This is a genomic window from Kitasatospora sp. NPDC090091 (assembly GCF_044747365.1).
In the GTDB taxonomy this organism is placed as follows: Bacteria; Actinomycetota; Actinomycetes; order Streptomycetales; family Streptomycetaceae; genus Kitasatospora.
This window is the reverse complement of sequence record NZ_JBIVDY010000007.1, coordinates 100058-119965: the sequence shown is the minus strand read 5'-3', so window position 1 is coordinate 119965 and position 19908 is coordinate 100058. Positions and strand designations below refer to the sequence as shown.

Below are 19908 nucleotides of genomic sequence, written 5' to 3'. Positions count from 1 at the left end.
AGTGACCGACTCCCTGGAACGTGAAGACGTCCGACCCGACCCGCGGACACCGGCTCACCGCCCACTCGCCCAGCGCACCTCCGCCCACCGGAGCGGCGGTCTCCGCGAGGCCCTCGCCGCCCCCGGTCGGTCCGGCTGGGTGGTCCGCGGCGCCCTGCCGGCCGCACTGGCACTCTGGCTGCTGGCCCTCTCCCGGACACAGCTCTCCCGGATGGGCGACCTCGGCCTGCTCCAGGCACTGCCGCCGGCCTACTTCGCCGCCCTGGTGCTGCTCACCATCGGATTCGTCACCGCACTGCGCGCCCCGAGGATCCGCCACCGGTGGCCCGCCGCGTACGTCGTGGCCCTGATCCTGGTGATCCACGCCACGCCCAGCCTGCTCTACCCGACCCTGCGGTACGCCTGGGCCTGGAAGCACGTCGCGATCGTCGACGCCATGCTGCGCCACGGCGGGGCGGTGCCGGGCGCCGGCAAGCTCGACGTCTACAACCAGTGGCCCGGCTTCTTCCAGCTGCACGCACTGGTCCTGCGCGCCACCGGCCTGGACTCCGTCCTGGGCTACGCCTCCTGGTACCCGGTGATCACCAACCTGCTGCTGCTCGGCCCGCTGCTGATGCTCTTCCGGAGCATCACCAAGGACCGCCGGCTGGTCTGGGGCGGGGTCTGGCTCTACTTCTCGACCGCCTGGGTCGGGCAGGACTACTTCTCCCCGCAGGCCTTCGCGTATCTGCTGTCGCTCACCGTGATCGCGCTGGTCATGCGTCAGCTGGCGGTGGCGCGTTCGGTCGCGGCCGGGCGCGGCCCCGCGCAGCGGCGGCAGGGCCCGCCCGGCGCCCGGGCCCTGTCGACGGCCGACGAGGTCCCGCCGCGCGGCGGTTGGCGGGTGGCGCCGTTCCTGCTGGTCCTGGTGCTGCTCGCGGCGATCGTCTCCTCTCACCAGCTGACCCCGATCATGCTGGCCGCGAGCCTGGCCCTGCTGGCGCTGGGCCGCCGCAACCGCCGCACCGTGCTGCCGGTGCTGGCCGCGCTGGTCGGCCTGACCGTGCTCTGGGACGCCACCGTGGCCCGGCCGTTCGTGTCGCAGAACCTGGCCGGCCTGGTCAGCGCCCTGGGCTCGCCGGACCACAACGCGGCGGCCGGCCTCGCCACGCTGGGCCAGGCCGCCCCGGGCCAGATCATGACCTCCTGGGCCGACCGCTGCCTGACCGCCGCGGTCTTCCTGCTCGCCCTGAGCGCGCTGGTCCGCCGCCGCTGGGTGCGCCGGGTGGGCCTGGTGCCGCTGCTGACGGCTCCGATCGTGGTGCTGCTGGCCAACGCCTACGAGGGGGAGATGCTCTTCCGGGCCTACCTGTTCGCCCTCCCGGCCGCCGCCTTCCTCGCCGCGACCCTGCTCTGGGGCACCCGGGACGCCAAGCCCGCCGACGCCAAGCCCGCCGACGCCAGGCCCACCGATGCCCCGGCCGGTCCCGAAGCCGGTACCCGGCCCGGTGACCCGGCCGGACACAAGCCCGTTCCGCCGGCCGCCCCGCAGGCCGCCCCGCCCGGCGGCCCGCTGCGGACCGGCCTGACCGCCGTCGTCCTGCTCGGCCTGCTCGGCGGCCTGCTCTTCGGCTACTTCGGCAAGGAGAGCATGAACTACTTCACCCCGCAGGAGGCCGCCGCACTCCGCTACGTCGCCGCCACCCCGCCCGGCTCCCGGATCGTCTCGCTGACCTCCAACGAGCCCGGAGGCGAGCTGCACTACGACGACCACGACCGGCTCGTCCTCAGCGACGCCTCCCACGAGGACCTGAAGCGCCTGGTGGCCAACCCCGGCGACGTCCTGCGGATGGTGCTGGAGCGCCCGAACGTCGCCGGCGGCCCGACCTACCTGATCCTGACCCGGGCCCAGCTCGCCGAGTGCGAGCTCACCGGGCTGCTGCCGGTCTCCGCCACCGAGGGCTTCGCGGCCGCCGCGGCGACCGCCCCCGACCTGCGGCTGGTGTTCTCCAACGACGACGCTGTCGTCTACCAGTACGCGCCGTCCGGCGGCGGGAGCAACGGCTCCGCCCCGACCGGAGGGAGGACGCCGTGACCGTCCGACCGTGGACCCTGCCGCGCGTGCTGCCGGCGCTCTCCGGCTGGGCCGCCCTCGCCACCCTGCTGCTCCCGGCCGGGAACCCGCTGCGGGCCGTCGCCACCGGCTTCTTCCTGCTCGCCGGTCCGGGCGCGGCGGCCGTGGCCTGGGCCCGGCCGGGCCCGTCCTGGCGCGACCGGGGGCCCGGACGGGTGAGCGCCGCCGCGCTGACCGTGACGGTGAGCCTGGCGCTCACGATGCTGACCGCGGAGGCGCTGTTCTTCACGCACTCCTTCACGGTCGGCCGGGCCGTGCTGGCACTCGCCGTGCTCACCACCCTCCTGACGGTGCTCCCGCGCCGCCTGCCCGCCGGCCCCGCCCCGGCATCCGCACCCGGGCCTTCGTCCGCCCCCGGATCGGACGAGCCCGACCGCCGTTCCCGCCGTTCCCACCGCGTCGGCGGGCCGTCCGCCGGGGCGTTCGCCGGGCAGCCCGCGCGGCCCAAGGTCCGGTGGCGGCTGGTCTCCGTGGCGGGCGCGCTGCTGCTGGCCGCGGCCTGCGGCGCGGCCAACGGCGCCGGCGTCGGCGCGGCGGCGCTCCACCCGCCGACCACGGCGGCCGCGGGCGACGCCGATGCGCCCCTGCCGGTCGGGGCGGACCAGCCGCCCGCAACGGGCCAGTGGCACGAGGCCTTCCGGGACGACTTCAACGGAACCAGCCTCGACGGCTCCAAGTGGACCACCTGCTACGACTGGAACGTCGGCGGCTGCACCAACGCCGGCAACCACGAGGACCAGTGGTACCTCCCCGGCCAGGTCTCGGTGGGGAACGGCGCGCTCACGCTCACCGCCCAGCGCCAGTCCACACCCGGCAGCGACGGGCGGACCTACCCCTGGACCTCCGGCATGGTCTCCACCGGCCGCGACCACTGGGACGGCACCCCGCGGCACACCTTCACCTACGGGTACTTCGCCGCCGCGATCCGGACCACCGACCAACCGCTCGGCATGTTCCCGGCGTTCTGGCTGCTCTCCGCCAACACCAGGGGCGGCCTGCCGGAGCTGGACATCGCCGAGTTCATCAACAGCAACCAGTACGTCGACCTCAACCTGCACGCCGAGGCCCCCGACGGCACCGACATCGACGCCCACTACGCCCACGGGCCGGCGGACTTCGCCGTCGGCTACCACGTCCTCGGACTCGACTGGGAGCCGGACGCCGTCACCTGGTACGTCGACGGCGTGCAGGTCTTCCAGGTCACCGACCGGGCCTCGATCCCGACCATCCCGATGGAACTGATTCTCAACCTTGCCGTGGGCTACCAGCAGTCGCCCCCGCCCGGCGTCGACTCGACGCAGGTGAAGGTCGACTGGGTCGCCGTGTGGCAGCACTGACGCACACGAGCAGCGGCATCGAAGCGCACGACAAGAAGGAGGAGCGACATGAACCGGGCCGACCACACCGATCCGGTCAGGCTGGACCTCGACCGGGAGACCGCGGTCCTGCTCGTCAAGGTGGGGAGGTACCCGCTGGCGCACGGCCCGGTGGGCGTCGTGCGGTCGCTGGGCCGCGCCGGGGTGCCGGTGTACGCGATGGTCGAGGACCGGCTCACGCCGACGGCGCTCTCCCGCTACCTGACGCGCGCCTTCGTCCGCCCCACCACCGGGGGTGAGCGCACCGACCGGCTGCTCGCCGTCGTCAAGGACGTCGGCCGGACGATCGGCCGCCGGTGCATCGCCCTGCCCACCGACGACGAGGCTGCGGTCCTGCTGGCCGAGCACGCCGACGAGCTGTCCCCGTACTTCGTGCTGCCGCCGGTGCCGGCCGGGCTTCCCCGGCGGCTCGCCAACAAGGCCGCCATGCATGCGATCTGCGAGGAACACGGCGTCCCGGCACCCGTCACCGTCGCTCCGGGCGACCACGACGAACTGCTGGCGGCCGCCCGGACCTGCGGCTACCCGATGGTCCTGAAGAACCTGGAGCCGTTCACCCGGCTCAGCCGCCCGGTGGTCTCGCACTCCACGATCGTGCGCGACGAGCGGGAGCTGCTGGCCGCCTGCCCGCCGAACGGCAGCCTCTCGCTGCTGGCCCAGGAGTACCTGGCCCCGGAACGCTCCGAGGACTGGATCACCCACCTGTGCTGCGGCCCCGGCGGCGAACCGCTCGCCGTCTTCACCGGGCAGAAACTGCGTTCCTACCCGCCCACGGGCGGGTTCACCACCCGAGCGGTGTCGGTGCCCAACCCCGAACTGGCCGAACTCGCCGTCCGGCTCTGCCGGGCGCTGGGGTACAGCGGCATCGCCGACCTCGACTGGCGGCTGGACCTGCGCGACGGCAGGTACAAGCTGCTCGACTTCAATCCCCGCACCGGTGCCCAGTTCCGGCTGTTCGAGACGGCGGGAGGCGTGGACGTGGTCCGCGCCCTGCACCTGTCCCTCACCGGACGCCCGGTACCGCGCGGTCCGCAGCTTCACCGTTTCTTCGGGGTGGGGCAGCTGGACATGCTCTCCGCCGCCGTCACGTACTGGCAGGACCGGCGTCCGCTGCCGGACCTGAAGCCGCGGCGGTCCACGGAGCGTGCCTGGCTGTGCCGTGACGACCCGGCACCGGCCGCCGTCATGGCGATCCGCTTCGGCGGTCAGGGGACACGCCGCGTGGCCGGCTTCGCCGGACAGCGGATGGCCAAGGGTCTTGCCCTGGGAGGTTCGAAATGAACTCGATCACTGAAGTGCCCGTCGCGATCGTCGGCGCCGGCCCGTACGGGCTGTCCGTCGCGGCCCACCTCAGGGCGCGTGGCGTCACGGCCCGCATCATGGGTGTGCCGATGGGCAGTTGGCGGGCGCGGATGCCCGTCGGAATGTTCCTGAAGTCCACGCCCAGGGCGTCGTCCATCGCGGACCCCGAGCGCCGGTTCGGGCTGAACGACTTCCGGGCCAGCAGGAACCAGCCGCGGGTGGGCGACCGCTACGCGGTGCCGATCGACGAGTTCGTCCGCTACGGCGAGTGGTACCAGCAGCGGTGCGTGCCCGGGGTGGAGCGTGCGGCCGTGGTCCGGGTCGAGGGGGCGCCGGCCGGCTTCCGGCTCCACCTGGACACCGGTGAGGCGTTCACGGCCCGCGCGGTGGTGCTGGCCAGCGGCTTCCCGTCCTACGCGCGGATCCCGGCCGACCTGCAGCCGCTGGTCGCGGCGGGGCTCGCCTCGCACACCTCGGACCACGCCGACCTGGCGAAGTTCGCCGGCCAGCGGGTCGCGGTGATCGGAGCCGGGCAGTCGGCCCTGGAGAGCGCCACGCTGATGTACGAGGCGGGTGCCGAACCGGTCCTGGTCGCGCGGACGGAGCGCCTGCAGTTCGGCGAGCCGCCCGATTCGGACCGGCCGGGTGACCGGGCGTGGTCCGCGCGGATCGCGCACCCGGGATCCCCGCTGGGCCCGGGCTGGTCGTTCGTCGCGTTCACCCGGGCTCCGGTGGCCTTCCGGTACCTGCCGGACCGCACCCGGGCGGAGCTGGTGCGCACGGTACTCGGACCGTCCGGGGCGTGGTGGCTGCGCGAGCGGGTGCTCGGCCGGTTCCCGCTGCTCACCGGGCACCGGGTGGTGTCGGCCGAGGAGGTCGACGGCCGGGTCCGGCTCCGGCTGCGCGGCACCACCGACACCCTGGAGGTCGACCAGGTGCTGGCCGCCACCGGGTACCGGGTCGACGTCGAGCGGCTGGAGATGCTGGAACCGGGACTGCGCCGGACGGTGGCCCGGCGCAACGGCGGCTCACCCCGGCTGTCCCACGGCTTCGAGTCCTCGGTGCCCGGGCTCTACTTCACCGGCCTGTCCGCCGCCGACACCTTCGGGCCGATGATGCGCTTCGTCTGCGGCACGGGCTTCGCAGCCCGGCAGATCAGCCGGGCGATCGCCTCGGAGGTGCGCTGACCGGCCTGATCCGGACCCCCGGTCCGAGCGGCCCCCACCCACCGCCGGACCGGCGCCCGCAGCCCGCCTGTGCCCCATCTCACAGCGGGCCCGAATCCTCACCTCGAAGGGCCGCCCCACCTGGAGTTTTAAGCACGTGCACGATCGATGCCGCGGTTCCGGCCGCGGCATCGGGCTTGCGTACGGACCGTTCCCTCGTTCAGGCTGCCGCGTGTCCACAGCCGGGGGGGAACGAAAGGTCCTCCCCCTCATGCCCAAACACTCGAAGCACCGTGCCCGCAGCTCGTTCACCGGGCGGCGAAGGCTCGCCGTCCTCGCCCTCGCGGTCGCCGCGACCGGCACCGGAGCGGCCGCCGCCTGGGCCCTGCCGACCACGCCGGCCGATCCGGTGGTGGTCGACTCGCTGACGGTCACGCCGTCCGCGCCCGGCGCCGGCGCGACGGTCACCGCCACCGCCAAGCTGCACGCCACCAAGCGGACCGCGGTGCAGGCCCTGACCATCGCGGTCCGCGGGGCCGACGGCACGCACTACGACTTCCGCGGTGCCATCCCGACGACGCTGTCCTCGACGCAGAAGACGTTCACGCCGGACAGCCGCACCTTCCCGGCCGGCAAGTACACGTACTTCGTGGCGTACGAGGTCAACAACACCTGGCACAACCTGACGCCGATCGGAACCTTCACCGCCGGTGCGACGACCCCGACGCCGACCCCGACGTCGAGCCCCACCTCGACGCCGTCGGCCACCGCCACGCCGTCGGCCACGGCGTCGCCCACGGCCACCGCCTCGCCGACCACGCCCAGCGCGTCGCCCACGGCTACGGCGTCGCCCACGGCCACCGCGTCGCCGACCCCGAGCACCTCGCCGTCGCCCACCACGTCGCCGACCGCCACGGCCACGCCCACGCCCACCACCACGCCCACGCCCACCACCACGCCCACCCAGCCGTCCGGCTCCGGCGCCGCCCCGCTCGGCATCCCCGGCACCTGGCGCTCGGTCTTCGCCGACGAGTTCAACGGCTCCTCGCTGGACAGCTCGAAGTGGAACCCGAACTGGTTCGGCTGCCCCACCTGCACGACGCCTCCGGTGAACGGCGACGAGTCCGGCGCCTACGCCCCGTCCCAGATCAGCGAGAGCGGCGGCAGCCTGCACCTCAAGGCCGAGCAGAAGCCGGCCACGGTGAACGGCAAGAACTACGCGTACACCTCGGGCCTGGTCAACACCAACGGCAAGGCCCAGTTCACCTACGGCGCGTTCGAGGCCCGGATCTACCTGCCGGCGTCCGGTTCGCAGGTCGCCAACTGGCCGGCCTTCTGGACCGACGGCCAGAACTGGCCCGCCGACGGTGAGCTGGACGTCATGGAGGGCCTGAGCGGTCAGGCCTGCTACCACTTCCACTCCCCGTCCGGCGGCCCCGGCGGCTGCGCCCCGGGCAACTACACCGGCTGGCACACCTTCGGCGCCGACTGGCAGCCGGGCTCGGTGACCTACTACTACGACGGCGTGAAGGTCGGCCAGATCACCAGCGGCATCACCTCGTCGCCGATGTACCTGATCCTCAACAACGCGGTCTACGCCTCCGGCCCGACCGCGACCCCGGCGGACATGCAGGTCGACTACGTGCGCGTCTGGCAGCACTGACCCGACCGGACCGGTCCGAACGGTCCGAACGGCGGTCCGGCGCCGCGGAATCCCTCCGCGGCGCCGGACCGCCGTCGTGTTTCCCGGCCGTCGTGCTTCCCGCGTCGACGAGCCGACGAGCCGACGAGCCGACGGGCCGCCGCCGGCTCAGCCCACCAGGCGGGAGAGCTCGATCGAGTGGCCGGTGCGCTCGACCTTGGCGCGCAGGTAGCGGACGTTGCTGGCGGACAGGTGGACGCCGGTCGGGACCCGGCGCTCGACGGCGATCCCGAGGGCGGCCAACTGCGCTGCCTTGTCCGGGTTGTTGCTCAGCAGGTCGACGGTGCCGGCGCCGAGCGCGCCGAGCATCTGGGCGGCGGCCGTGTAGTCGCGTCCGTCCTCGGGCAGGCCGAGCGCGGTGTTGGCGTCGTAGGTGTCCAGACCGGAGTCCTGGAGGGCGTAGGCGTCCAGCTTGTTGTAGAGGCCGATGCCCCGGCCCTCCTGGCGCAGGTACAGCAGGTAGCCGCCGGCCTCGGTGATCCGCTCCACCGACTCGCGCAGCTGGGGGCCGCAGTCGCACCGGTCCGAACCGAACACGTCGCCGGTCAGGCACTCGGAGTGCAGCCGCACCAGCGGCGTCCCGCCGTCCGGAACCGTGCCGAGGGTGAGCGCGAGGTGCTCGGCGCCGTCGGCCAGACCGTGGAAGGTGAAGACCTCGGCCTCGGCGCGGTAGCCGTCGGGGAAGGTCAGCGGGATGCGGACCCGGGCGCGCACGGTGGCGGTCCCGGGCAGCGGTGGGGCAGGGTGCGGCATGGGCGGGGCCTCCGTTACCGGTGTGGTGGTCGGGTGTCGACCGTACTAGGTAGTTCCAATTTGAACAACAGGGCTCGGTGCCGTCGGGGTGGCGGCGTGAGCTGCGGCGGAGGACGGCAACACCGCGGAGGCGGCGGATCTTCCCGGCCACCGCACGACGAACCGCCCGTCCCGCGCGCACGGCGCGCGGAACGGGCGGTCGGTGTGGGGAGAGCTCGATACCTGGGCCGGACAGGGCCTAACCGTCGACGCGGCGGGTCATGGCGGCGCGGACGGTGCGCGTGCGCTCGGCGAGGGCGGCGAGGTCGAGGTTCTGCGGGCCCTGGTTGAGGTCGGTGACGCTGCCGACGGTGGTGGAGTCCGCCCAGGCGCAGATCGCGGTCACGTCGCGGTTCCCGTTGGGCTGCGCCGTGCACTTGAGGGCGCCGCCGAGCGGGCCGGGCGGGAAGGCGGTGTACGCGGCGGGCGCGTGCGGGTCGCCGGCCGCGTCGGGGTGGAGCGCCGGGTCCACGCCGCCGAGCAGGTCGTCCAACTCCCGCACCGGGCTGGCGAAGGCGCCGGTGGCGCCGACCACCACGAAGTCGGCGTCCTTGGAGCCCGGCAGGCGGTAGCCGGCCACGAAGTGCTCGCGGAAGCGGATGTAGCCGAGCGTGTCGGGGAACATCTCCGTGTTCTGGGCGGCGTACGCACCCGAGGTGTCGGGGTCGCGGGTGAGGTCGCCGACCTGCTGCTGGACGTCCAGCCGGTAGCGCGCCGGGTCGTCCGGTCCGAGGACGGCGGCGAGCACGACGATCGCGGTCACCGCGGCGACCGCACCACCGGCCACCTTCCAGAGCCGCGGCGACACCCGCCGGTACCACGGCGGCACCGGTGCCGGCGCTGCGGCCCAGTGGGCCCGCAGCCGGGCCTTGGCGTCTTCGGCGGCACTCCCGGCGGCGGGCTCGGCGGCCCGCTCCGCGACGGCGCCGACGGCGCCGACGGCGTCGGTGGTTTCGGCGGTCGCTGCGGTTGCTGCGGTCTCGACGGGTGCCGCGGTCTCGGCCGCGGCTTCGTCACCCGGTCTGGGCATGCTGATCGGAGTCCCCCTGGTGGCGGCCCGCCCACAGTGGACGGACGCTTCGGCACGGAACAATGGGCCCTGGAGCACCGCACCGTCAAATGGCTTTCCGCGCATCCTCGTCGGCCGATCCGCGCCGCCCTCGCGGACCGGGCGGGTGCCGGGTCACCGGAGGTACCGCCGGAGTTACGTCTTGTCAGATGCCGTGCGCTGCGCCTACGTTCTCGCCACATGACCACGTCACGCAGGACGATCATCAAGGGAATGGCCGCCGCGCCCCTCGCGGCGATCGCGGGCGCGGCCTTCGCCCCGGCGGTGGCCGAGGCCGGGACGCTGACGCCCGGCCAGTTCACCCTGGCCGAGCGGGTGGGCAACAGCCACGGCTCGTACGCGGACCTCGCCGCCGGTCTGGCCCGGGCGCTGCCCGGGGCGACCGTGGCCGACGTGCTGGCGAGCGCGAACCGGGACGCCAAGCACCTGACGGGGGCGCCGGGCGGAGTCGGGGCCTTCCAGGACGGCTTCGCCTGGAACCCCGGGGACCAGGGCGTCGCGGAGTGGGTGCCGCAGGGCGTCACCACCAGCGCGGACGCCCTGGGCTCCGGTGTCTGGGGCGGCAAGCGGGTGGTCCTGGTGTCCTGGTACTTCGACACCGACCCGAACGGCGACGGCACCCCCGACTTCACGATCAACAAGGGCGTCCGGGTCTCCTTCGTCGACCACACCGACCGGCTCGCGCCCAAGTACCGGCACGTGCTGCTGGTCGAACCGGTGAAGACCGCCGCCGGCGCGTACTCCTACGCCCCGGTGCAGCGGCACGCGGGCGGCATCCTCTGGTACGGCAACCTGCTCTACATGGTGGACACCACCAAGGGCCTGCGGGTCTTCGACCTCGACACGCTCTTCGAGGTGGCCACCGGCAAGTCCGACGTCTGCGGGCTGGACGCCGACGGCAGGTACTACGCCCACGACTACCGCTACGTGCTGCCGCAGAGCGCCGCGTACGACAACACCGGCACGCTGCTGCGTTTCTCCTGCCTGGGGCTCGACCGCGCCAGTACACCGGACAGCCTGACCGTCAGCGAGTACGCGGCGGACCTCGCCGACCCGGTGGTGGACTACTCGGGTACCGGGTGGAACGGCAACGGGACGAAGATCGGCACGCCCAAGGTGGTGCGCTGGAACCTCGACCACACCGACCGCCGGCTCGGCTCGACCGCCGCCTCGGAGGCGGTCACCGTCAAGCAGGGCAAGATCCAGGGAGTCGTCTCACAGCAGTCGAAGCACTACCTCTCCACCAGCAACGGCTCCGCCAACGGCAGCCTGCGCGCGGTGACTTCCGGATCGGACACGCCGTCCACCGTCGCCAGGCTGGCCGTGGGCAGCGAGGACCTGAGCTTCCACGGCGCGGCCACCACCGACTGGGCCTACACCGAGTCGGTGATCTGGAACCTCAGCGAGTACGCCGGGACCAGGTACGTCTACGCCGTGCGGGCCGACGGCTCCTGAGCCCCGTCGTCGCGATCCCCGCCGCACCCCGTATCCGCCGCACCCGCCGTCTCCGCCCTACCCGACCGGAGTGGGCACAGAATGTCGGGTGCGGCAGGGTGGGTCCTTCCTATGGTGGTGATCAACAGGAGGAAGGACGAGGTCGGGATGCTGGAGCAGCTCAACCGGGCGATCGCCCACATCGAGGAGCACCTGGACGAGCCGCTCGACGCGGCCGAGCTGGCGCGGATCGCAGTGACGTCGGAGTACCACTTCCGGCGGCTGTTCTCGGCGCTGGCCGGGATGCCGCTGTCGGAGTACGTGCGACGCCGGCGGCTCACCGTCGCCGGGGCCGAGGTGCTGGCCGGTGAGCGGACGCTGCTGGAGGTGGCGGTCCGCTACGGCTACACCTCGGGCGAGGCGTTCGCCCGGGCGTTCCGGGCGATGCACGGCGTCGGGCCGGGCGAGGCCCGGCGCGGTGGCCTGGTGCTGCGCTCCCAGCCCCGGATCTCCTTCCGGCTCGTCGTCGAAGGGAGCAGCAGCATGGAGTACCGGATCGTCGAGAAGCCGGCGTTCAAGGTGGTCGGCCGGAGGGCGCGGGTGCCCCTGGTCCACGAGGGGGTGAACCCGGCGATCGCCGCGTTCATCCGGGAGATCGGCCAGGAGGGCATCACGCGGATCGCCGAGCTCTCCGACCAGGAGCCCGGGGGCGTCGTCTCGGTCACCGAGTTCTTCTCGGACAACCGCGAGGAGGGTGTCGAACTCGACTACTACCACGCGGTGGTGGCGGGTGCGGACACCGTCGTGCCGGACGGGCTGGACGTGCGCGAGGTGCCGGCCGGCACCTGGGCCGTCTTCGTCAACCGGGGGGCGTTCCCGAAGGCGCTGCAGGAGATGTGGCGGGACGTCTACACCCTCTGGTTCCCGTCCAACCCGTACGAGACCAAGCTCGGTCCGGAGATCCTGCGGACGAGCTTCCTGTCCGGGGACGAGGCGGAGGCCGAGCTCTGGATCCCGGTGGACCGGGTCGCTCGATGAACTGAGCTCCCGGCGAAGGAATCTGACTGAGCGACAGATTGATCGACGGTTTGTTAGGGTCCGCGCATGACGAAGCGCGTGCCCTTTCGGGGGGCGGAGAAGGAGAGCCTGTTCGTGGCTCTCGACCGGCACCGGGACGCGGTGCTGTGGAAGCTCGAAGGGCTTGACGACGAGCAGCTGCGGCGGCCGGTGGCGCCGTCCGGGACGACCCTGCTGGGGTTGGTGAAGCACCTCGGCGGGGCCGAACTCGGCTGGTTCTGCGGGACGTTCGGCCGGGAGACCGGGCCGCTGCCGTTCGACCTCGACGAGGACGCGGAGTCGGACCTGCGGATCCGCCCGGACGAGTCCACCGCCGACGTCCTCACCTTCTACGCCCGGGCCCGGGCGGCGGCCGACCAGGTCGTCGAGGAGCAGGAGCTCGACGACCTCGGCCGGGCCTGGTTCGGCGACGAGGTGTCGCTGCGCTGGGTGCTCATCCACATGGCCACCGAGACCGCCCGCCACGCCGGCCACATGGACATCCTGCGCGAGCTGATAGACGGCCGGACGGGGGACCACTACCGGGGGTGACGGCCCGCGCCTCCGTTCCCGCTCGCACCGCCGCTCCCGCCGCCGCTCGCGCCGGCGCTCCCGCTCGCACCGCCGTCCGCCCTTCCGCCGTCCGCGGCTCCGCCCTCCGCCCGTTCAGCGCATCACCGGCAGGCCGGGGCCGCGGCCGGGCCGCATGCTGGGCCGGGGGAGTGCGGCCGAGCGAGGAGTGGATCGAGGATGGCCAAGGCGTTCGGGTTCGTCGACTACGGCGGGCCGGAGACTCAGGAGTTCCTGGACCGCCCGGTGCTGGAGCCCGGCCCGGGCCGGCTGGGGATCGCGGTGCGGGTGGCCGGGGTGAACCCGGTGGACTGGAAGATCCGCCGCGGGCTGCTGGGCCGTAACCGGGAGCTCCCGGCCGTCTTCGGGCAGGAGGCCTCGGGCGTGGTCGAGCGGATCGGGCCGGGCGTCACCGGTTTCACCCCGGGCGACGAGGTGTTCGGGGTGGCCGCCACCGGTGCCTTCGCCGAGCAGACCCTGCTGCGTGCCGACATGAGCGCGGTCAAACCCCGCGGGATCGGGTTCGCCGAGGCGGCCACGCTCTCGGTGGCGGCCGCCACGGCCGACGACGGCGTCCGGGACGTCGGGGTCGGCTCCGGCGAGACGCTGCTGATCCTCGGCATCGCGGGCGGTGTCGGCAGCGCGGCCGCCCAGATCGCCCGCAGCCGGGGCATCCGGGTCCTCGGTACGGCGAGCGACGCCAACCGCGCCCACGTGGAATCCCTGGGCGCGGTGCAGGTGCGCTACGGCGACGGCGTGGCCGAGCGAATCCGGGCGGCCGCACCGGACGGCGTGGACGGCATCCTCGACCTGGTCGGCGGGGAGGCCCTGCGGGCCGCCGCCGCGACGCTGGCGGACCGGTCGAAGCTGGTGTCCACCGCGGACCCGGACACCGCCGCCGAGCTCGGCGGCCGCTACATCACCCGCTCCACCACCCCGGCCACGCTCGCCGCGCTGGCCGACCTGGTGGCGGCGGGCGAGCTGGACCCGCACATCACCGGCCGCTACCCGCTCGCCCACGCCGCCGAGGCGATGGCGCTGGTCGAGTCGGGGCACGCGCGCGGCAAACTGATCCTCGAAGTCGGCTGAGAGCGGAGCGACGACATGAAGCAGAACAGCGTGACCGTCGGCGGGCCGTGCTGGGTCGAGCACGGCAGCGCCGACCCGCTCGCCGCCCAGCGGTTCTACGGCGAGATCTTCGGCTGGCAGGCCGAGCCCGACGAGCGGCCCGAGGCCGGCGGCTACACCTTCATGAAGCTGGACGGGAAGGTCGCCGCCGCCATCAGCCCGCTCTACGGGGAGGGGCAGCCGACGGCCTGGACGATCTCCTTCGCCGTCGACGACGCGGACGCCACCGCGGCCCGGATCACCGAGGCCGGCGGCAGCCTCATCGTCGCGCCGATGGAGGCCCTGGACTTCGGCCGGTTCGTGATCGCCGCCGACCCGTCCGGCGCGGTGTTCGCGCTCTGGCAGCCGCGCGCGCTGCTGGGCGCCGAGGTGCTCAACGAGCCCGGCGCGCTCGGCTGGGTGGAGCTGCTCACCCGCGACCCGGAGGGTGCCCGCGCCTTCTACCCGGCGGTCTTCGGCTGGTCGGTGAACCCGTCCGAGCAGTACACCCAGTGGGGCCTGTCCGGGGAGGACTTCGGCGGCATGCTCACCATGGACGACCGCTTCCCGCCGCAGGTGCCGCCGCACTGGCTGCCGTACTTCGCGGTCGCGGACGCCGATGTGGCGACCTTCCGGGCCGGGAACCTCGGGGGCGACGTGCTGATGCCGCCGGTCTCGATGGCGAACGAGCGGCGGATCGCCGTCCTGCGCGACCCGATGGGCGCGGCCTTCGGCATCTACGCGGCCGGCCCCGAGGGCTGATCCGGCTCTGCCCCTGCCCCTTCCGCCTCCCCCTCCGACGGCCGGCGGAACCGGGCCGTTGCGGCGGTCACCGCCGCCACGGCGGTGACCAGCAGCGCCGCCGCCGGCACCACGTCGCCGACCCGGTCGTACCAGGTCGCCGTCGTGGCGGCGGTCAGCGGCAGCCGGACCGTCAGCGTGCCGGTGCCCCCGGTGCCGAGCCGGGCCAGCTCGCGCCCCTGCGCGTCGAACGCGGCAGAGACCCCGGTGAGCGAGGCCTGGACGGCCGGGCGGCCGGTCTCGGCGGCGCGGATCGCGGCCAGCGAGACGTGCTGCTCGGGGGCCCAGGTGCGCTGGAACGTCGAGGTCGAGGACTGGTAGACCAGCACCCGGGCACCGTCGTTCGCGGCCGCCCGGGCCATGTCGGGGAAGGCCGACTCGAAGCAGACCAGCGCCCCGACCGGCAGCGGCGCACCCGTGCGGTCGGTCGACGGCAGCAGGTGGAACGCCGTACCCGGTGCCCGGTTCTCCCCGGCCGCCCGGCTCACGCCGGCGATCCAGCCGAGCGCCGGGCGCAGCGGGATGTACTCGCCGAACGGCACCAGCCGGATCTTGCGGTAGCGGTCGACGATCCCGTCCGGCGAGATCAGCACCGCGTCCTTGGAGATCCGCCCGTCGGCCTTGCGGGCGTCCTCGCCGGCCAGCACCTCGGCGCCGGTCAGCGCGGAGAGCCGGCGCAGTTCGGCCAGAGCGGCCGGGTCGCGGTCCAGGTCGGCGGTGGTGCTGGACTCGCCCCAGACGACCAGGTCGACCGGTCGGCCGCCCAGCGCGGCGGTGGCCGCGGCGCTCGCCTCGAACCGGGCCTGCGGATCCTCGACGATGCCGGGTTGCACCAGCGCCACGGTGGCCTCCCCGGCGTGGGCGGGCGCGTCGCGGAGCGCGAACAGTGCCGGGCCGGCCGCCAGCACCGGCACGGTGGCCAGGGCGGCGACGGCCCGCGGCTGCCACCGGACGGCGGTGAGCGCGATCAGCACGCCGGTGTTGACGGCCACCACGGCGGCGCTGACCAGCCAGATCCCGCCCGCCGAGGCCAGTGCGAGGACGGCCGGGTGCTGCCACTGGGTGGCGCCGAGGAGCGCCCACGGCCCGCCGAGGGCGTGCCAGGAGCGCGCGTACTCGGTGGTCAGCCAGACCGCCGGGAGGACGGCCAGGGCGAGCAGTGCGCGGCGTGCGGTCAGCGGCGGGTGCAGCAGCCGGTGGGCGGCATAGCCGAAGCCGGCCTGGAGGACGCCGAAGACCACGGCGAGCAGCGGCAGGGCCGGCCCGATGGACGGGAGCAGCCAGTACATCCCGGTCAGGATGAACCCGGCGCCGAACCACCAGCCGCGCACCGCCGCCTCCCGGGACCCGGGGGCCCGCTGCATCAGCAGCAGCCCGGGGACGAGTGCGACCCAGGCGAGCCAGGCCTGGCCGGGGGCCGGGAAGGCGAGCACGGGCAGCGCCCCGGCGGCCAGCGCGGCCGCCCGGGCCCGGTAGCGGTGGGCCCGGGTGTCGCGGTCCGGTGCGGCGGGCGCCGCACCGTGGGCGGGCCGGGCGAGGGCGAGGCGGCGGGACATGCCCCGTATTGTCCGCTCGGCAGGGGGGTGCCACCAGCATTCCCGTCACCCGAATGGATGACGGGAATGCGGACGGCCGGATGAGCGGGGAGCGGCGAACGCGCTCCGGGCGGGGCGGCCGGGGCCCGGCAGTCCCGCCCTCCGCCCCGCCCCCGCCCCGCCCGGAGCGCGCCGGGCTCAGCCCTCGTCGCCCTCCAGGTCGCCCTCGGTCTCCAGGAACGCGGCCTGCAGCTGCTCGATCAGCTCCGGGTCCGGCTGCTCCCACAGCCCGCGGCTCGCCGCCTCCAGCAGCCGCTCGCTGATGCCGTGCAGCGCCCACGGGTTGGCCTCGGCCAGGAACTCCCGGTTGGTCGGGTCGAGCACGTACTCCTGGGTCAGCTTCTCGTACATCCAGTCGGCGACCACGCCGGTGGTGGCGTCGTAGCCGAACAGGTAGTCCACGGTGGCCGCCATCTCGAAGGCGCCCTTGTAGCCGTGCCGGCGCATCGCCTCGATCCAGCGGGGATTGACCACCCGGGCGCGGAAGACGCGGGCCGCCTCCTCGGTCAGGGTGCGGGTGCGGACCGTCTCCGGGCGGGTCGAGTCGCCGATGTAGGCGGTCGGCGCCTTGCCGGTGAGGGCGCGCACGGTGGCCACCATGCCGCCGTGGTACTGGAAGTAGTCGTCCGAGTCGGCGATGTCGTGCTCGCGGGTGTCGGTGTTCTTGGCCGCGACGGTGATCCGCTTGTACGCCGTCTCCATCTCCTCGCGGGCCGGCCGCCCGTCCAGGCCGCGGCCGTACGCGTAGCCGCCCCAGACCGTGTAGACCTCGGCCAGGTCGGCGTCGGTGCGCCAGTCCCGGCTGTCGATCAGCTGGAGCAGGCCGGCGCCGTAGGTGCCCGGGCGGGAGCCGAAGACCCGGACCGTCGCCTTGCGCTCGTCGCCGTGCACGGCGAGGTCGGCCTGGACGTGGGCCCGGACGAAGTTGTCCGCCGCCGGCTCCTCCTGGGCGGCGGCCAGGCGCACCGCGTCGTCCAGCAGGGCGACCACGTGCGGGAAGGCGTCGCGGAAGAAACCGGAGATGCGCAGCGTCACGTCGATGCGCGGGCGGCCCAGCTCCTCCAGCGGGATCGCCTCCAGGCCGGTGACCCGGCGCGAGGCGTCGTCCCAGACCGGGCGGACGCCGAGCAGGGCGAAGGCCTCGGCGATGTCGTCGCCGGCGGTGCGCATCGCGCTGGTGCCCCAGAGCGAGAGGCCGACCGAGGGCGGGTAGGCGCCGTCGTTGTCGGCGGTGTAGCGCTCGACGAGCGAGGCGGCCAGGGCCTGGCCGGTCTCCCAGGCGAGCTTGCTGGGCACCGCCTTGGGGTCGACGGAGTAGAAGTTGCGGCCGGTCGGAAGCACGTTGACCAGGCCGCGCAGCGGCGAGCCGGACGGGCCGGCCGGGACGAAGCCGCCCTGCAGTGCGTGCAGCACGGCGTCCAGCTCGTCGGTGGTGGCGGCCAGGCGGGGGACGACCTGGGTGGCGGCGAAGGTCAGCACCTCGGCGACGGCGGCCGGCAGTCCGGCGGCCACCTTCTCGACCGCCGCGGGCGCCCAGTCCTCGGCCTCCATCGCCTCGACCAGGGCGCGGGCCTGCGCCTCGGCCGCGTCGGTGGCGCCCAGGGTGAGCGCCGCCTCGTCCAGGCCGAGCGCTTCGCGCAGGCCGGGCAGGGCGCTGACGCCGCCCCAGATCTGCCGGGCCCGGAGGATGGCGAGCACGATGTTCACCCGGTCGGTGCCGGCCGGCGCCTGGCCGAGGACGTGCAGGCCGTCGCGGATCTGGGCGTCCTTGATCTCGCAGAGCCAGCCGTCGACGTGCAGCAGGAAGTCGTCGAAGCCGTCGTCCTCCGGGCGCTCGTCCAGGCCGAGGTCGTGGTCCAGCTTGGCGGCCTGGATCAGCGTCCAGATCTGGGCGCGGATCGCGGGCAGCTTGGCCGGGTCCATCGCGGCGATGTTGGAGTGCTCGTCGAGCAGCTGCTCCAGGCGCGCGATGTCGCCGTAGGAGTCGGCGCGGGCCATCGGCGGCACGAGGTGGTCGACGAGGGTGGCGTGGGCGCGGCGCTTGGCCTGGGTGCCCTCGCCCGGGTCGTTGACCAGGAACGGGTAGACCAGCGGGAGGTCGCCGAGGACGGCGTCCGGGCCGCACTCGGCGGAGAGCGCGGCGGTCTTGCCGGGCAGCCACTCCAGGTTCCCGTGCTTGCCGAGGTGGATGACGGCGTCGGCGCCGAAGCCGCCGTCCTCGCGCGCGGCCTCGATCCAGCGGTAGGCGGCCAGGTAGTGGTGGGACGGCGGGAGGTCGGGGTCGTGGTAGATCGCGACCGGGTTCTCGCCGAAGCCGCGCGGCGGCTGGATCAGCACGAGCAGGTTCCCGGAGCGGATCGCGGCCAGCACGATGTCGCCGTCCGGGTTCTGCGAGCGGTCCACGTAGAGCTCGCCGGGGGCCGGGCCCCAGTGCTCCTCGACCTGCTCGCGCAGCGCCTGCGGCAGCGTGGCGTACCAGCGGCGGTAGTCGGCGGCGGGGATGCGGACCGGGTTGCGGGCCAGCTGCTCCTCGGTGAGCCAGTCCTGGTCGTAGCCGCCGGCCGCGATCAGCGCGTGGATGAGGGCGTCGCCCTCGTGGCCGTCCTCGCCGGCTCCGTCCAGCCCGGGGAGGGCGTTGCCGAGGTCCATGCCCTCCGCGCGCAGCCGCTCCAGCAGCCGGACGGCGCTGGCCGGGGTGTCCAGGCCGACGGCGTTGCCGACCCGGGCGTGCTTGGTCGGGTACGCGGAGAGGACGAGGGCGAGCCGGCGCTCGGCGGCCGGGACGTGGCGCAGCCGGGCGTGCTTGACGGCGGTGCCGGCCACCCGGGCGGCACGCTCGGGGTCGGCGGCGTAGACGGTCAGGCCGTCCTCGTCCAGCTCCTTGAAGGAGAACGGGACGGTGATCAGGCGGCCGTCGAACTCGGGCACCGCGATCTGGGTGGCGGTGTCCAGCGGGGAGAGGCCGTCGTCGCTGGCCTCCCACTGGGCCCGCGACCAGGTCAGGCAGAGCGCCTGGAGGATCGGGCGGTCGAGCGCGGCGAGCGCGCCGGCGTCCCAGGCCTCCTCGTCGCCGCCGGCCTGGGCGTCGGCCGGGCGGGTGCCGCCGGCCGCGAGCACGGTGGTGACGATCGCGTCGGCCTCGCCGAGCGCGGCCAGCAGCTCGGGCTCGGCGCCGCGCAGCGAGGCGCAGTAGTAGGCGCGGGCCTGTGCGCCCCGGTCCTCGACGGCGCGGCAGAGCGTCTCGACGAAGGCGGTGTTCCCGCTCATGTGGTGGGCGCGGTAGTAGAGCACCGCGACGGTCGGGCCCTCGGTCGTGCGGGCCTCGCGCTCCAGCGGCCCCCAGGCCGGCGCGGAGGCGGGCGGGGCGAAGCCGTGGCCGGTGAGCAGCACCGTGTCGGAGAGGAAGGAGCCCAGCTCGGCCAGGTTGGCCGCGCCGCCGTGGGCGAGGTAGGCGTGCGCCTCGGCGGCGATGCCGGCCGGGACGGTGGACAGCTCCATCAGCTGGGCGTCGGGCGCCTGCTCGCCGGTGAGCACCACCACCGGGCGGGGGCCGGCCAGCAGTGCGTCCAGGCCCTCCTGCCAGGCCCGGCGGCCGCCGAGCAGGCGGACGACCACGAGGTCGGTGCCCTCCAGCAGCTCGGGCAGCTCCTCGGCGGTGAGCCGGGCGGGGTTGCCGAGGCGGTAGCGGACCGGGCCCTCCGAGGCACGGGCGCTGAGCAGGTCGGTGTCGGACGTCGACAGCAGCAGAATCATGCGAAGGCCCTCCCGGCCTTGTCGGTGGACAGGACCGCGAGTGCGGGCATGCGGCGGCGCATGGCTTCAAGC

The 19908-nt window shown here is 74.2% G+C and carries 14 protein-coding genes; 10 read left to right on the top strand and 4 right to left on the bottom strand.

Annotated elements, in window-relative coordinates; translation table 11 throughout:
• Position 1 precedes the first annotated feature (1 nt).
• The 5 genes from ACIPSC_RS14260 (at position 2) to ACIPSC_RS14240 (ending at position 7620) form a co-directional block, all read left to right on the top strand.
• Positions 2-2074, top strand: a complete 2073-nt coding sequence (locus tag ACIPSC_RS14260) for a glycosyltransferase (RefSeq protein ID WP_400825715.1) — start codon at positions 2-4, stop codon at positions 2072-2074.
• Complete coding sequence (locus tag ACIPSC_RS14255) at positions 2071-3450, top strand: family 16 glycosylhydrolase (protein WP_400825712.1); 1380 nt, start codon at positions 2071-2073, stop codon at positions 3448-3450. The genes ACIPSC_RS14260 and ACIPSC_RS14255 overlap by 4 nt, the downstream gene beginning before the upstream one ends.
• Positions 3451-3498: 48 nt before the next feature.
• Positions 3499-4770, top strand: a complete 1272-nt coding sequence (locus ACIPSC_RS14250; protein ID WP_400825709.1) for an ATP-grasp domain-containing protein — start codon at positions 3499-3501, stop codon at positions 4768-4770.
• Positions 4767-5978 (top strand): NAD(P)-binding domain-containing protein, encoded by a 1212-nt coding sequence (locus ACIPSC_RS14245; protein ID WP_400825707.1) that lies wholly within the window; start codon positions 4767-4769, stop codon positions 5976-5978. Before ACIPSC_RS14250 ends, ACIPSC_RS14245 begins: the two co-directional genes overlap by 4 nt.
• Positions 5979-6228: 250 nt before the next feature.
• Positions 6229-7620 (top strand): family 16 glycosylhydrolase, encoded by a 1392-nt coding sequence (locus tag ACIPSC_RS14240; protein ID WP_400825704.1) that lies wholly within the window; start codon positions 6229-6231, stop codon positions 7618-7620.
• Positions 7621-7767: 147 nt separating this feature from the next.
• Here the strand turns inward: ACIPSC_RS14240 and ribA are convergent, their stop codons facing one another.
• Positions 7768-8412 (bottom strand): GTP cyclohydrolase II, encoded by a 645-nt coding sequence (gene ribA / locus ACIPSC_RS14235; RefSeq protein ID WP_400825701.1) that lies wholly within the window; start codon positions 8410-8412, stop codon positions 7768-7770.
• Positions 8413-8650: 238 nt separating this feature from the next.
• Positions 8651-9481, bottom strand: a complete 831-nt coding sequence (locus ACIPSC_RS14230) for a hypothetical protein (RefSeq protein ID WP_400825698.1) — start codon at positions 9479-9481, stop codon at positions 8651-8653.
• 219 nt (positions 9482-9700) lie between these two features.
• Between ACIPSC_RS14230 and ACIPSC_RS14225 the strand changes: the two genes are divergently transcribed.
• From ACIPSC_RS14225 to ACIPSC_RS14205, 5 genes are all read left to right on the top strand, one after another.
• Positions 9701-10975, top strand: coding sequence for a hypothetical protein (locus tag ACIPSC_RS14225; protein ID WP_400825696.1), 1275 nt, complete (start codon positions 9701-9703; stop codon positions 10973-10975).
• A gap of 147 nt (positions 10976-11122) precedes the next feature.
• Positions 11123-11992 carry a GyrI-like domain-containing protein gene (locus ACIPSC_RS14220; protein WP_400826090.1) on the top strand — a complete coding sequence of 290 codons (870 nt, stop codon included), beginning with the start codon at positions 11123-11125 and terminating at the stop codon, positions 11990-11992.
• Positions 11993-12058: 66 nt separating this feature from the next.
• On the top strand, positions 12059-12562 hold the full coding sequence (locus ACIPSC_RS14215; protein ID WP_400825693.1) for a DinB family protein: 504 nt from the start codon (positions 12059-12061) through the stop codon (positions 12560-12562).
• A gap of 198 nt (positions 12563-12760) precedes the next feature.
• Positions 12761-13669, top strand: a complete 909-nt coding sequence (locus tag ACIPSC_RS14210; protein ID WP_400825690.1) for an NADP-dependent oxidoreductase — start codon at positions 12761-12763, stop codon at positions 13667-13669.
• Positions 13670-13684: 15 nt separating this feature from the next.
• A complete protein-coding gene (locus ACIPSC_RS14205) occupies positions 13685-14449 on the top strand; it encodes a VOC family protein (RefSeq protein ID WP_400825688.1) in 765 nt (254 codons plus the stop codon).
• On the opposite strand, the gene lnt is transcribed toward ACIPSC_RS14205, so the two are convergent.
• Both lnt and cobN read right to left on the bottom strand, forming a co-directional pair.
• Entirely contained in the window at positions 14425-16044 is a 1620-nt protein-coding gene (gene lnt / locus ACIPSC_RS14200; protein ID WP_400825685.1) for an apolipoprotein N-acyltransferase, read from the bottom strand. The genes ACIPSC_RS14205 and lnt overlap by 25 nt on opposite strands.
• Positions 16045-16221: 177 nt before the next feature.
• Complete coding sequence (gene cobN, locus ACIPSC_RS14195; RefSeq protein ID WP_400825682.1) at positions 16222-19836, bottom strand: cobaltochelatase subunit CobN; 3615 nt, start codon at positions 19834-19836, stop codon at positions 16222-16224.
• Positions 19837-19908: the final 72 nt, after the last annotated feature.